Source organism: Larkinella sp. C7 (genome assembly GCF_006149005.1).
GTDB lineage: Bacteria > Bacteroidota > Bacteroidia > Cytophagales > Spirosomataceae > Larkinella.
Genome location: NZ_VBSL01000004.1, coordinates 213198 through 227101, shown reverse-complemented (window position 1 = coordinate 227101; position 13904 = coordinate 213198). Strand labels below are relative to the sequence as shown.

Below are 13904 nucleotides of genomic sequence, written 5' to 3'. Positions count from 1 at the left end.
GGTTTTTCGTAAACGGTAATCGGAACATCGATCAAAGGTTAGAACTTGCAGACCAATTGATTAGCGTCACCATCAGGACGCTTCAACAGACTTTGCTAGCTGCTATCATCCCACCCCACCATGAACACGTCTCTTTTTCTGGCCCTCCTGGCCCTCGGCGCGTATAGTTCGTACAATCCTGAAGAAAAGCCGCCCCAACAGGCACTCAATCAGTACGTTGCCTTCCTGAACCAGTCGGTCGATGTCGTCTTTGACCGGATGCAGGTGCTGCAATCGTATTATGCCGCCACGAAGCAGTTTCGCACCCGGTCGGGCACGCTGATCCGGCTGCCGTCGTCGGGACCGCTGGAAGAATACTACTACCGGAAAGCCCTCGAAACGACCAACAATGGCCTCCGTGCGGAAGAAAGCCAGCAACTCAACGGGGAAGCGGAAGCCCTCTGGCAATTGCTCGAAGCGTTCGACCAGTCGGGCAAAGCGCTGGAAACCTACGTCCGGCTGAACGATTACCAGCGCGACGGCTTAAAAAAATCGGATGCGTTACTGGCCGACCTTCAGAAACAGGCCGGGCAGATCAGCCGCAAAAGGGACGCTTTTTACCGCCAGATTCAACGGATTTACCGCGTTTATCAACCCTACGACGCCACCGATCCGTATCTGAAACTGGAACGGGAAATGGTTCAGATATTGATCCGCGAAAAACAAACGCTGGCGTCCTGGCCGTTTTCCCTCAACGAAGAAGCTCCTTCGGGCTGGCCGGTGGATAGCCTCCGCGATAGCATGCTGCACGACGCCGACCTGCTGGCCGGTTTTGGCAAAAGCGAGTCGGCCATCGCCTACCCGGCTTCCAGCATGATCGGTTCGTTCAAAAGTGCGCTGCAATCCATTCTCGGCCTGAAACAGGACGCCATCAATACCTATACCTTTGAGGCCAAAAAGTCGTCGCAACACGGTAACCGCGTGTATCTTAGCCTGATCAATCACTACAACAACGATCTGCTGTCGAATTACCAGGCGTTTGTGAAGTACAGTATTTCGGCCAAACACCTGCTGGATTACCCCAAATTCTGCCCGGTTTTTGTCCTGGAATCTTCGGGAACGGCAGCACAGAAAACCGCCCGGACCGAACCCTTCCGGGATCTTCCGCTGGTTCCTTTCAAAACCAAACCGTCGACTGCTCCGGCTTCCGACGCTACTTTCCATGCCCTGAACGCCTACATCGACTTCATTAACGAGTCGCTCCGACAGATGAATCACCTCCAGGTTCAGGTGCGCAACTACCAGTCGTCGGCCGAATACCACCGTTATCCCGATCCCAACCGGCGACGGGGTCAGTTGACGTATTCGCATACGGAATACAAAATGCCGCTGGCCGATTACCAGCTTCTCCTCAATGGCAGCAAACCCATCCCGGCGGAGTACCGAACCGCGATTAATGCACAGACGGAGGTGCTGATGAACATGCTGAAGGAAATGGATGGGCTTAGCATCGAACTGATTGGCTACACGCAGGAAAAACAGTATGAACAGGACGGCCTGAAACTTTCCGACGCCATTCTGGACCGCTACGCCGTTTTGTTCGACCTGTTCGATCAAAAAAAAGAGCAGTTGTATCATGACGTCCGGCGGATTCACGAGAGCTACAAACCGGCGAATCCGGCCAGTTCGTGGCACCTCGCCGGCAACGCGCTGCTCAAAGCCATCGACGACAACAAGACAGTTTTGTTCGGCCTTCGGTCGTTCTACGGGAACGAAACCACTCAGCCTCCCGCAACGGAAAAGCTGGAGGAAAACCGCCGGGCGCTGATCACGGATGAATACAAAAACCTGAAAGGATTGACCCGCTACGGTCGCAGCAACGGCCTTTGCCCCTATTCGCCCTACGAGGACGTGGCCGAAAATACCGGGCGGTTTGCCGAAAAAGCCCGAATGGTCAAACCGGCCTCACCGACGGGTTCGCATCCCTACGAGTCGTTCTATTATTTCTACAACAACGAACTGGTTTATCAGTATAACAAGTTCAGCGAACTGGCCAGAACCGGCGTTCTGAAAACGATCATGGAACCCAACCTGTTTGCGTTCCGGCGACCGGTGACTGCCAGACGTGTTGAGCCGGTTGCTGAAAAAGTCGAACCAGCCGCACCCGTTCCGACCCGTCCGGCACCGGTTTCTCTCCCGACACCTGCACCCTCCGAAGCGGCTCCCACGCTCGACGGTTTTGCGACCAACAACATGGTGCTGCTGCTGGATGTTTCGGCCTCGATGGAGTCGCCGTATAAGATGCCGTTGCTGAAAAAATCCATCAAATCACTGCTGCCGTTGCTGCGGCCCGAAGACCAGGTTTCGATTGTGGTGTATTCGGGAAAAGCCAAAGTGGTGTTGCAACCCACCTCCGGGTCAAAAACCGCCGAGATCGCCACGGCCATCGACCAGCTCCGGTCGACTGGCGAAACCGACGGCAACGACGGCATCAAAACCGCATACAAACTGGCCGAAAAGCACTTCATTCCCTGGGGAAATAACCGGATTATCCTGGCCACTGATGGCGAATTCCCGATCAGCGAATCGGTGTATGACTTAGTCGGACAATCAGCCCGTAAAGACATCAATCTTACAGTGTTAACCTTCAGTCGAAACGTAGTTAATTCGGCCAGTCTGAAAAGGTTAGCCACCTTAGGGCAAGGTAGTTATGAGCATGTTACTGAATCAAAAGCTCAGTTACAATTGATTCTCGAAGCCCAGGCCCGAAAAGCCCCCTGAATCTCCATTAATGCTTAACTCCTAACTCTTAACTCCTCATGTCTGCCCCAACCAACGCCGTCGAACGCACGTATAACGCGCGGCCCGACACCCTGGATTTTCGCGATAAAATCTACGTTCCCAATCTGTATGAAGTGCCGATCAAGATCACGCTCAACGACTACCAGGCCTGGGAGGTTCCCATTCTCGACCAGGGTCAGGAAGGCGCCTGCACGGGGTTCGGGTTGGCTACGGTTGCCAATTATCTGCTGCGCCGTCGGAAGGTCGTTGCCGATCCCAATCCGGTCAGTGCGCGGATGCTCTACGAAATGGCCCGGCGCTACGATGAGTGGCCCGGCGAAGAATACAGCGGATCGAGTGCGCGGGGTGCCATGAAAGGCTGGCACAAACACGGGATTTGCGCCGACGAACACTGGCCCTATCAGGCCGCGGCCCAAAACGAGCGATTGACAGAACAGCGAACCTCCGATGCCCTGAACCGCCCATTGGGAGCCTATTACCGGGTGAATCACAAGGATCTGGTGTCGATGCACACGGCAATGGCCGAAGTCGGCATTCTGTATGCGACGGCCACCGTTCACGAGGGCTGGGAGAAGGTTGGTGCGGACGGCTTGATTTCCTTTCCGGGAAAAACCCTGGGTGGTCATGCCTTTGCGATCGTCGCGTATGACCAGAACGGTTTCTGGATTCAGAATTCGTGGGGACCGGATTGGGGGAAAGGCGGTTTTGCCCAGATTTCCTACGACGACTGGCTCACCCACGGCACCGATGTCTGGGTAGCGCGTTTGGGAGCACCCGTAATGTTGTATAAACCCCAATCCATCGCCATCAGCAATTCGGCCTCCTCCGGCAAATCGAACGCCTACGCCTTTGCCGACCTGCGTCCGCACATCATCAGCATTGGCAACGATGGCAAGTTGAACGAAGGCGGCAGCTTCGGAACCTCCGCCGACGAAGTGCGAACGATTTTTCAGGACGATTTTCTTCGCGTAACCCAGAACTGGAAAAAGAAACGGCTGCTTCTATACGCACACGGGGGTTTGGTCGGGGAAGAATCCGCCGTGCAGCGTCTGGCTGATTACCGGGCCTCGCTAATGGATGCCGAAGTGTATCCGGTTTCGTTCATCTGGCATACCGATTTCTGGACAACAACCACCAATATTTTGCAGGATGCCCTCAAACGCCGTCGACCCGAAGGCATTCTGGACGCCAGCAAGGATTTCATGCTGGACCGGCTCGACGACGCGCTGGAACCGGTGGCGCGGATGCTGATGGGAAAAATGCAGTGGGATGAAATGAAGGAAAACGCCTTTCTGGCCACGACGAAGGCAACCGGCGGGGCCCGAATTGCCTTGCAGGAGATTGCCAAACTGGCGAAACAGACGGATCTGGAAATTCATATTGTCGGACACAGTGCCGGTAGTATTTTTCACGCCCCGTTTATCCAGGCACTCACGAACGAATTTGGTTTGAAGATCGAATCCTGCACCCTCTGGGCACCGGCCTGTACGGTCAAACTGTTCAAGGAAGCCTACGTACCCGCTATAAAAGCAAAAAAAATTAACCGCTTTGCGCTCTACACCCTGACCGACCAGGCCGAACAGGACGACCACTGCGCCCGGATTTACAACAAATCACTGCTGTATCTGGTCTCGAATGCGTTCGAAACCAAAGGTCGAATTCCGTTTTTCCGCGAAGGAGAACCCATCCTCGGCATGGCAAAATTCATCACAAAAGTGTTGGACAAAACTGATAAAAAATACTTTGATCAGCATCTATCCGATCTGTTTAAAGCCAAAAATGTCGACTGGGTTCAGTCTCCCAACAACGAGTCCAAAGATCCGAAGAAGCGGTCGACCTCGCTTCATCACGGCGATTTCGACGATGACCGGCCCACGGTGGAGTCTACCCTGGCCCGGATGCTCGACAGTGCAAAACCGGAGGTAAAAACGGAACTGGTTTTCAATCGTTCAGCCTCATCCAACCGGGAGAAGCGGGAGCAGTTGATGCATTGATTGATCGGCTTTTGTTGAAGACGGGTGATGGAAATTATAAATGTAAAATGTTGAATTCTAAATGCAAAAGTACACTGATGTTGACCACATTAACATTTAGAATTCAACATTTTACATTTATGATTAACGATTACCTACCGTAATCACCACATTGCCAACTTTTTGGCCGGTTTCTACATACCGATACGCATCCACGATCTGCTCCAACGGATAATGTCGGTCGATCAGCGGTTTGTATTGACCCGTTTCGACCCGTTTTTTCAAATAGAGCACATCGGCCTGGCTGATGGTTGGAATGGGAAACAACACTTTTTTGCTACCCACAAAAGGAGTTATCAGGGCAAGGAAAGGATTTTGGGACATATATCCCAATTCAGTCGACAGGTAAATACCACCTGTTTTGAGCAGCGGTTTGCACTTTCCAAACGAACTTTTGCCGACCGCATCAAACACCACATCAAACGTTTGGCTGATTTTTGTAAAGTCCTCTTTCGTGTAATCGATGACCACATCGGCCCCCAGGGATTTCACGAGCGCAACGTTTTTCGTATCGCAAACCGCCGTAACGGATGCCCCCAGCACTTTGACCAGTTGGACCGCGGCCGATCCGATGGCACCGGTTGCGCCATTGATCAGAACGGCTTGTCCCTTCCGGATTTTTGCCGCCCGAATATCGCAGAGCGCGTAATGCCCGCCTTCGGTGATCGGGGCAGCCTCTTCGTAGGTCATCGCTGGCGGCATGGGCGCAACAGCGTCATTCTCGGCCATCACCATGTATTCGGCATGGGCGCCAAACTGGCTGTCGTTATACCCGAAAACCCGGTCGCCCGGTTTAAATGCCGTGACGGTTTTGCCAACTTCGGTAACTTCCCCGGCAAATTCGTTTCCTAAAATGGGGTTTTTGGGTCGGAACAACCCGCTGAAGAACCGAACAATGAAATATTCTGCGCTCCGAAACCCGCAATCGGTGCGGTTGACAGTGGTCGCATGAACTTTGATCAGAATTTCATTGGCCTTCGGAACGGGTCTGGCAACTTCTTTGATTTGAACGATTTCGGGAGGACCATAGGCCGTGTAGACGCCAGCCCGCATCGTAGGCTTGTCCGGTATAGTCAGTTTTGCAGGATTCATTTTGGATCATCAGGGTGCTAAGTATCAGTTGTTACCAGTCACGAATGAAACCAATTTTAAAAGATCCTGCCCCGCCAATTGTACGGTCGGTCGCCCGGCGTTACGGTCGGCATCAGGCGGTTTTGCGACGATCGGCTTAGCCTTTTCCCATTTTCACCCCCTCAATTTCCTGAAGACATGGCTGTTGCTTTCTGCTCCGCTTTTGCCCCCGGACTCTAAAGGGAAGCCTGGATCGTGAGAAAACTCCCCCTTTCGGAAACCGGGCTGGGAGGCATTGCCGTAACTGGTCAGCACCATCGCTTTCAGGGTTTGGAAAACCCGATGGCCGCCACGTACCTGTCATTGAATATCTACATGCTTTCTCGCAAAGCGAATAGCCAGGTAAAGATACAGGATTTGAGCGCCCGTCTCCAGCAGGCCCTCCACCCGGTTGTGCCGGTAGACACCGGTTTGAAGATCCCGCACCCAGTCAATGACCGAGGCACAATAGCCTGCGAAACACAGGAGACTCGTTAGTATCAGGACAATAAACCAGAGGGTGTTGCGCATGACTGTTCAGGTCGTTTATGATTCCAGTCCCTTACCGGACAGGTGGTTTTCAGCAATCGGGTACCAGTTTCCAGTCGGATACCAGCCGGAAAACCGTTTTCTTCAGTTCTTCGATGGTCGACGGTTTGATCAGATACGCACTGGCCCCCAGATCGCGGGCGCGTTGTCGGTCCGACTCCTGAACGGAGGTGGTGAGCATCACAATCGGGGTCGTCTGATACATTTTCTTGCTGCGCAACACCTTGAGCGTTTCAAAACCATCCAGTCGGGGCATGTTGATATCCAGAATGATCAACGCGGGATTCGCTCCTGAATCAAGCAAAAGATGGAGCAAATCCAGCCCGTCGATGGCAAATATTGGTGCGGAGTCAAACCCCAGTTCCTGAAAAGCGAATTGCAACAGAAAACGATCATCTTCATCGTCGTCAGCGATAAAAACACAACCGGTAAGTGAATTTTTCAAATGATTTACGCTATTGAAATACCAAATTGATTAAAGTCCGTCTGACTGAGATACCGATCCAGCCGGTCGATGCGCGAAAAGGAACAGATGCAAGTCAGTTTTCCGTTCAAATTATCGTAACACATCTCCACGTAGAACGTATTGAAACTGTATAAATACCGGGTACGGCAACAATCAATACTCCGGGCCAACAGCCCCCCCCAGAGTTCGATGGCTCCCTGGCGAATCATCAGTGGCTGACGATCGTATTCTTCACGCGAAATATACATTGCCGTAGCAGTCATGAACCCAAATCGGGGGTAGTGGATGTCCCTATTTTACGATGGAGTAAACCGGATGTCAGTCGGAAAGGGCGTGAAACGGGAGCTGACGGATTTTCCAGTCGGGAAAACCCTCTTCGAGTCGACTGGCTGCAAAGCCCTGGTTTTGAAGCAATTCCACTGCTTCATCCGCATAGACACAGAAAGGCCCCCGGCAGTAGACCACCACCTCCCGACCCAAAGGCAAACCCGCGATTCGTTCCAGAAGCTGATCGATCGGAATCGACAGCGCGCGGGGAATGTGGCCCGCCCGAAATTCTTTTTCCGGTCTTACATCCAGAATCACCACATTATCCTGCTCTATTTTCAGCAGCAGTTCATCGATCGTAACCGCCTTGAACGCATGTTTCTGTGACCGAAAATCGTTCAGCGTCCGTTCAATTTCCGCCAGCCGCTCCATGCCCAGTTCGCGCAAAGATTGCCAGACGGTAACAACGTTGGCATCGGCCAGGTGGTAGTGCGCATAATGCCCTTCTTTCTGAACATGAACCAGATTGACGCCTTTGAGAATTTGCAAATGCTGGGACGCATTGGCCGTACTGAGGCTCAGTTGGGCCGCAATTTCCTCGACGGTCCGGCTGCTTTGCGCCAACAGATCGATTATCTGCAGGCGGAACGGATGGGCCAATGCTTTCGCCAGCCCGGCCAGTTCGCCGAACACCTTTGCTTTAAATTCCTTTTTTTCCATTCACCTGTGCAAATAAGTAGTAGCAAGATAAAAAATGCTCAATTAATCAATGAATCCATTGAATAGGTTTCCCCATTCTCTTATCCAATGGCCGCTGTAGACTACCGGAGGACGCTATACTGAAGACCTGATGTCTTGTCTTATTCTTCTTCGCTGTTGTTCAGTTTGGACAACAGGCTGTAGGCTCCTTTGACAACGACGGGTGTTTGTTGCGGATCGACACCCGGCGGCAACATGATCGCAATGTACCCGTTTTCCCGGACCCCGGTTTTCACACCAATTTGCCGGAACGCATACGAAACTGGATTCGTCTGTTTTTTCTCCAGCACATAAATAAACGTTTGCCCCCCAAAGCTGACCACCGCCGACTCGGGCAAAGCAGGCAGGGGTTGTGTTTTGATATCAACCTCCGCCGTTACGTAGCCGCCCGGAATAAAACCGTCGGCATACGCGTCGGGATGTGCCAAAACGGACACTGTGCGGTCGGCCGAGAGCGATTTGCCAATCAGGAAAATCGTTCCCCGGTGGATCGGTTTCGAATCGCCCCCAACGCCGAAACGTACGGTTTGCCCGGTATGAATCCGGCTGAGGTCCTTCTCAAAAATACTCAACTGAACGTGCATGTGATCGATGTTGGTGATCTCGACAACCACATCGGCGGGGTTTACGAACCGGCCGTTGTTGACGGGAACTTTGGTAACAAAACCGGACACCGGCGACGGAATCGCCACCAGCCGCGTCAACTGACCGGGGCTGAGTTTGGCCGGATTGATCCGCAACAGAGCCAGCCGCTGCGCCATGCCCGCCAGTTGCGCCTGCAAACTCTGCCGGTTGGAGCGGACCTGCTGAAACACCTTCAGGGCGTTGACGTTGTCACGGCTTAACTCCTGCTGCCGGGCAAACTCCAGATCGGCGTAATCCAGTTTGGCTTTGGTGTCGAGGTAATCCTGCTGAAACTGAATGTATTCCGGATTTTCGAGCACCACCAGTGTCTGGCCTTTCTGAACGCGCATGCCCGGTTCGAGCCTGATTTGCCGGATATAGCCGCCAAACGGGATGGAAACGGACACCACTTGCTGCGCCGGTACGTCGAGCATTCCATTCACTTTCAGGGTGGTGCTCAGAGGTCGCAAAACGGGCTGCCCGAGTTGAATGGCGGCCACGTCGTATTGCGCCTGCGTCAGCGAAACCAGCACCGGTTCAGCCTGGGCCGAATCTCCCGCGACTTCGGTGAACGACGACGTCAGCGGCTGTTCAGCCCGGGCTGTGTCGTCTTCACCCCCGCCCGACCCGCAACCCGACACACCGAGCAGCCCAACCAGTAACACCGGCACAAGGTACTGATTTTTAATCCATTGAATTCCGTATACTTTACCTATTGTTTGCATGATCAGGGATTGCCGAGCAGATAATGGATGGAAAGAACCGATTGATTGTATTGATGAAGCAGGTCGAGGTAACTGGAACGGATGGTCAGCGCCTGCTGCAAGGCGAGCGAAAACTCCACGTAGCCAATGTCGCCCCCACTGAAGGCCCGCCGGGCGTTGGACTGGATGAGCGCAGCCTGAGGCAGTCCGCTTTCTTCATAATAGGCCAGGGCCGTCCGGTACTGGTCAAATTGCTGCACCGCCTGCTTCACCTGCTGATCGAGGAAAAACCGCTGGTTCTGCCAGTCGGTTTGGGCAATTTGTTCGCCAATGCGGGCGGCATTGATCCGCGCTTTCTGTGCCTGCCCCAGCAACGGAAACGAAACGCCGATTTGCCCGCCGTAGAACCGGTGTCCGGCCCCGAAAAACAATTCCCGCCCGTCGATCAGTTGATTTCCGATGAGCGTCTGGCTGAACAACCCCACCGAAAACTCCGGCCTGAGACGCGCCTGCTCGACCTGCCGGTTTTGCTCCACCCACTGAATTTGCTCCTGAAGCTGGCGCAGCAGCGGATTGCGCGATGCCGTCAAGCTGTCTGTCGCGACCGTCAGCGTAAGTTTGGGCAGTGGTTCAGGGCTGATGTCCACCGGCTGTGGGCTGTAGAGCAGGGTTTGCAGCCGGGTCCGGCTGGCCGTCAGACTGGCTTCGTTCTGGGCGAGCCGCACCCGCTGGTCGGCGCGCTGGCTTTCGGCGGTGGCTTTTTCCAGACTGCCCGTCTCCCCGGTTTTGAAACGGAGGTTGGCGGCTTTCACAAATTCCGCCAGCACCGTGTCCTGTTCCCGAAACAGGCGGTTTTTCTGGTACAGGTAATTGATCTCGTAATAAACCGACCGAACCTGATACTGGACGTCGTGACGGGTGACCACCACGCCCGCTTCCTGCACCCGGACGGTCTGGTCATTTTGTTCGGCCAGTCGTCGCATCAGCGTTGGATTGGGGATGGAATGCGTTATGGTCAGGTTGTTATCGAACCGCCGGGTGTTGTACTGGCCCAGCATTGCCGTGGCCGAAAACCGTCCGGCATCGTAGGCCGTTCGCCGGAGCGCCTGCTGCTGGCTGACCGTCAAACCCGCGAGCTGGATTTGCGCATTGCGGGTTCCGGCCTGCTGCAACGCCTGTTCGAGCGTCAGCGTTTGTCTGGAAACGCTGACCTCGCTTGCCGGTTGGGCCCAGCCAACAGACGCCATCAGAAACAGGATTCCGACGGTGGCCGTCACAACGGTTTTCGGTCCGCCCGCTTGCTTAGCCGCTTCCGCTTCTTTCATTACGGCTTTTTTCTCCGACAGGGAATACAGTACCGGTAAGATGATCAGGGTTAGCAGCGTAGCCGTCAGCAGTCCGCCGATGACGACGGTCGCCAGCGGTTTTTGCACTTCGGCCCCGGCTGAATTGGAAATCGCCATCGGAATGAAACCGAACGAAGCCACCAGCGCCGTCATAATCACCGGCCGCAGCCGAACCTCCGCCCCAAGCAGGATGATTTCGGTCAGGTCGGTCAGCCCTTCCTCCTGACGAAGCCGGTTGAACTCGGCAATCAACACAATGCCGTTCAAAACCGCCACCCCGAAAAGCGCGATGAACCCGACGCCCGCCGAAATACTGAACGGCATTCCGCGCAGCAACAGGGCAAACACGCCCCCAATGGCCGCCATCGGAATGGCCATAAAAATCAGCAGGCTTTGGCGGATGGAGCCGAACGTAAAAAACAGCAGGGCAAAAATCAGCGCCAGCGCAATCGGAACGGCAATGGCCAGCCGCTGTTTGGCATCGACCAGGTTCTGAAACTGACCGCCGTAGGTGATGGAATAACCGGGTGGGAATTGAATGCGGGACCCAACTTTTTGCTGCAATTCCGTAACGATGCTTTCCACATCGCGCCCCCGCACGTTGAACCCCAGCGTGATGCGCCGGTGGGTGTTGTCCCGCTGGATTTGGTTGGGAGCCTGTTCGATGGTGACCTGCGCAATCTGGCTCAGCGGTATTTGCTGGCCGGAACCGGATGGGCTTTTTGGCGTAGTTACATACACATTGCGCACGTCGTCTACACTTTGTCGCTTGTCGGCCGCCAGCCGAACCACGAGGTCGAATCGTTTTTCACCTTCAAACACCAGCCCCGCTGATTGCCCGGCAAAAGCCGTGTTGATCACCCGGTTGACGTCGGTTACGTTCAGGCCAAATTTGGCAAGCTGCGCCCGGTCGAGTTTGATCAGGATCTGGGACAAACCGCCCACCTGCTCCACGTAGAGGTCTTTGGCCCCGTCGATGCTTCCGATCAGGGTGCCAACCTGACCGGCCAGTTTGGTCAACTGGCCCAGCTCTTCGCCGTAAATTTTGAGGGCCACATCCTGGCGCGCGCCGGTCATGAGTTCGTTAAACCGCATCTGCACCGGCTGTTGAAAGCCAAACGTAACGCCCGGAACCACCGAGAGAGCTTCGGCCATTTTGCCGGCCAGTTCGTCGCGGGTGGTGGCCGACGTCCACTGATCACGCGGCTTCAGGATCACCATCAAATCGGAAGCTTCGATCGGCATCGGGTCGGTTGGGATCTCACCGGAACCGACTTTGGCCACCACCTGCTCGACTTCCGGAAACTGTTTGAGCAAAATACGTTCGGCCTTCAGGGTGGCTTCCACGGTTTCGGAAAGCGAACTTCCCGTCAAGGTCCGCGTATCGACGGCAAAGTCGCCTTCATCGAGTTGGGGAATGAACTCTCCCCCCATTCGGTTGAAGAGAAAAACCGCAACGGCCAGCAGGGCTCCGGCACTGACCAGAATAACCAGCCGGTGTTTCAGGGCCGCCAGCAGGGCCGGTTCGTAAAACCGCTGAATCCGTTTCATGATTTTGTCCGAAAACGTTTCTTTGTGGACCATTTTCTTGTTCAACATCAGGGCCGAAATCATCGGCACGTAGGTCAGCGACAGGATGAAAGCCCCCAGAATGGCAAACGCAACGGTCAGGGCCATGGGCCGAAACATTTTCCCTTCAATGCCCGACAGGGCCAGAATCGGCAGGTAAACAATCAAAATAATGATTTCACCAAAAGCCGCCGACGACCGAATCCGGGCTGCCGACTGGAAAACTTCGTCATCCATTTCGGCCTGGGTCAGCGTTTTGTTTTTATTTCGGCTGGTAATGTGGTGCAGCGTTGCTTCGACAATGATGACGGCACCGTCCACAATCAGTCCGAAGTCGATGGCCCCGAGGCTCATCAGATTGCCCGACACCCCGAAGAGGTTCATCATCGCAATGGCAAACAGCAATGCCAGCGGAATGACAGAGGCTACGACAAACCCCGCGCGGAAGTTGCCGAGCATCAGCACCAGCACAAAAATGACGATGGTAGCGCCTTCCAGCAGGTTGCGCTCGACGGTTCCAATGGCGCTGTTGACCATTTTGGTACGGTCCAGAAACGGAACGATCTGCACCCCTTCGGGCAGCGTTTTCTGAATTTCGGCAATCTTTTCCTTCACCCGTTTGATAACCGCCGATGAATTTTCGCCTTTGATCATCATCACGACCGCCCCCACGGTTTCGCCCTCGCCGTTGCGGGTGACGGCCCCGTAGCGCACCGCCGAACCGATGTTGACCTGCGCCACATCGCGAATCCGAACGGGCAACGACTGGTCGTTCAGCCGGACAACGATGTCTGCGATGTCGCTGGTCGAGCGAATCAGCCCGTCGGAGCGAATGAAGTAGGCGTTGGGCTTTTTGTCGATATACGCCCCGCCCGTGTTCTGGTTATTCTGCTCCAGTGCCTTAAAAATATCGGTGATCGTGACGCCCATGCTCCGCAGCCGGTCGGGATCAACTTCAATTTCGTATTGTTTCAGCAGGCCCCCGAAACCGCTGATGTCGGCCACGCCGGGGGTTCCGAGCAACCCGCGCCGGATGGTCCAGTCCTGGATGGTGCGCAGGTCGGTGAGTGAGTATTGGGTTTCGTAGCCTTTTTTGGCCAAAACCGTATACTGGAAAATTTCGCCCAAACCTGTCGTCACGGGCGCCATGACGGGCGTTCCGACGCCGGGCGGAATCTCTCCCACCACATTTTGCAAGCGTTCGGCAATCTGCTGACGAGCCCAGTAAACGTCCGTTGCGTCGGTGAACACGACGGTTACAATCGACAGCCCGAAGCGCGAAAACGACCGCAGCTCAGTAATGCCCGGAATATTCGACAGGCTGACTTCAATTGGAAAAGTCACGAGCCGTTCGATGTCTTCGGCCGCCAGCGACGGGCTGCTGGTGATCACCTGCACCTGGTTGTTCGTAATGTCCGGCACTGCATCGATGGGCAGTTGGGTCACCGACCAGGCGCCCCACCCCACCAACGCCAGCACGAACAGGCCAACAATGAGTTTGTTGTGAATGGAAAAATGAATTATGGCATTCAGCATAAGGCGTTATGAAAGAGGAGATTAACGAGAAATCAGGAAGAAAAACCGGCCGGATGGCGGTAACCAGCGAAACGGTTCACACCCATTCAACACCCGTTATGCGGGTAGAACGACAGCATATGCGGCAGAGAAAGCAGGCCCGTTTTCATCAGGACACACC

At 54.6% G+C, this 13904-nt stretch carries 9 protein-coding genes; 2 read left to right on the top strand and 7 right to left on the bottom strand.

Features of this window, described 5'->3' with window-relative positions:
- Nucleotides 1–120 precede the first annotated feature (120 nt).
- Nucleotides 121–2760: a VWA domain-containing protein gene (locus tag FH871_RS11975; RefSeq protein ID WP_138991666.1), complete on the top strand. Its 2640-nt coding sequence runs from the start codon at nucleotides 121–123 to the stop codon at nucleotides 2758–2760.
- Between the two features lie 38 nt (nucleotides 2761–2798).
- A complete protein-coding gene (locus tag FH871_RS11970; RefSeq protein ID WP_138991665.1) occupies nucleotides 2799–4775 on the top strand; it encodes a C1 family peptidase in 1977 nt (658 codons plus the stop codon).
- A 123-nt stretch (nucleotides 4776–4898) separates the two neighbouring features.
- Here FH871_RS11970 and FH871_RS11965 read toward each other — a convergent pair whose 3' ends face one another.
- The 7 genes from FH871_RS11965 to FH871_RS11935 form a co-directional block, all read right to left on the bottom strand.
- Complete coding sequence (locus tag FH871_RS11965; RefSeq protein WP_229317240.1) at nucleotides 4899–5906, bottom strand: NAD(P)-dependent alcohol dehydrogenase; 1008 nt, start codon at nucleotides 5904–5906, stop codon at nucleotides 4899–4901.
- A gap of 339 nt (nucleotides 5907–6245) precedes the next feature.
- Complete coding sequence (locus FH871_RS11960) at nucleotides 6246–6455, bottom strand: hypothetical protein (RefSeq protein ID WP_138991664.1); 210 nt, start codon at nucleotides 6453–6455, stop codon at nucleotides 6246–6248.
- A gap of 49 nt (nucleotides 6456–6504) precedes the next feature.
- Nucleotides 6505–6918, bottom strand: coding sequence for a response regulator (locus FH871_RS11955; RefSeq protein ID WP_171062829.1), 414 nt, complete (start codon nucleotides 6916–6918; stop codon nucleotides 6505–6507).
- 5 nt (nucleotides 6919–6923) lie between these two features.
- Nucleotides 6924–7202 (bottom strand): hypothetical protein, encoded by a 279-nt coding sequence (locus FH871_RS11950; RefSeq protein ID WP_229317238.1) that lies wholly within the window; start codon nucleotides 7200–7202, stop codon nucleotides 6924–6926.
- A gap of 55 nt (nucleotides 7203–7257) precedes the next feature.
- Nucleotides 7258–7926 carry a metalloregulator ArsR/SmtB family transcription factor gene (locus tag FH871_RS11945; RefSeq protein ID WP_138991662.1) on the bottom strand — a complete coding sequence of 223 codons (669 nt, stop codon included), beginning with the start codon at nucleotides 7924–7926 and terminating at the stop codon, nucleotides 7258–7260.
- 140 nt (nucleotides 7927–8066) lie between these two features.
- Nucleotides 8067–9314, bottom strand: coding sequence for an efflux RND transporter periplasmic adaptor subunit (locus FH871_RS11940; protein ID WP_138991661.1), 1248 nt, complete (start codon nucleotides 9312–9314; stop codon nucleotides 8067–8069).
- A gap of 2 nt (nucleotides 9315–9316) precedes the next feature.
- Complete coding sequence (locus FH871_RS11935; protein WP_138991660.1) at nucleotides 9317–13744, bottom strand: CusA/CzcA family heavy metal efflux RND transporter; 4428 nt, start codon at nucleotides 13742–13744, stop codon at nucleotides 9317–9319.
- Nucleotides 13745–13904 lie beyond the last annotated feature (160 nt).

What these genes read in the sequence shown, in the direction of transcription:
- FH871_RS11940 (WP_138991661.1), bottom strand. Translation starts at nt 9,314, where the DNA reads ATGCAAACAATAGGTAAAGTATACGGAATTCAATGGATTAAAAATCAG.
- FH871_RS11950 (WP_229317238.1), bottom strand. Translation starts at nt 7,202, where the DNA reads ATGACTGCTACGGCAATGTATATTTCGCGTGAAGAATACGATCGTCAG.
- FH871_RS11945 (WP_138991662.1), bottom strand. Translation starts at nt 7,926, where the DNA reads ATGGAAAAAAAGGAATTTAAAGCAAAGGTGTTCGGCGAACTGGCCGGG.
- FH871_RS11975 (WP_138991666.1), top strand. Translation starts at nt 121, where the DNA reads ATGAACACGTCTCTTTTTCTGGCCCTCCTGGCCCTCGGCGCGTATAGT.
- FH871_RS11960 (WP_138991664.1), bottom strand. Translation starts at nt 6,455, where the DNA reads ATGCGCAACACCCTCTGGTTTATTGTCCTGATACTAACGAGTCTCCTG.
- FH871_RS11970 (WP_138991665.1), top strand. Translation starts at nt 2,799, where the DNA reads ATGTCTGCCCCAACCAACGCCGTCGAACGCACGTATAACGCGCGGCCC.
- FH871_RS11965 (WP_229317240.1), bottom strand. Translation starts at nt 5,906, where the DNA reads ATGAATCCTGCAAAACTGACTATACCGGACAAGCCTACGATGCGGGCT.
- FH871_RS11935 (WP_138991660.1), bottom strand. Translation starts at nt 13,744, where the DNA reads ATGCTGAATGCCATAATTCATTTTTCCATTCACAACAAACTCATTGTT.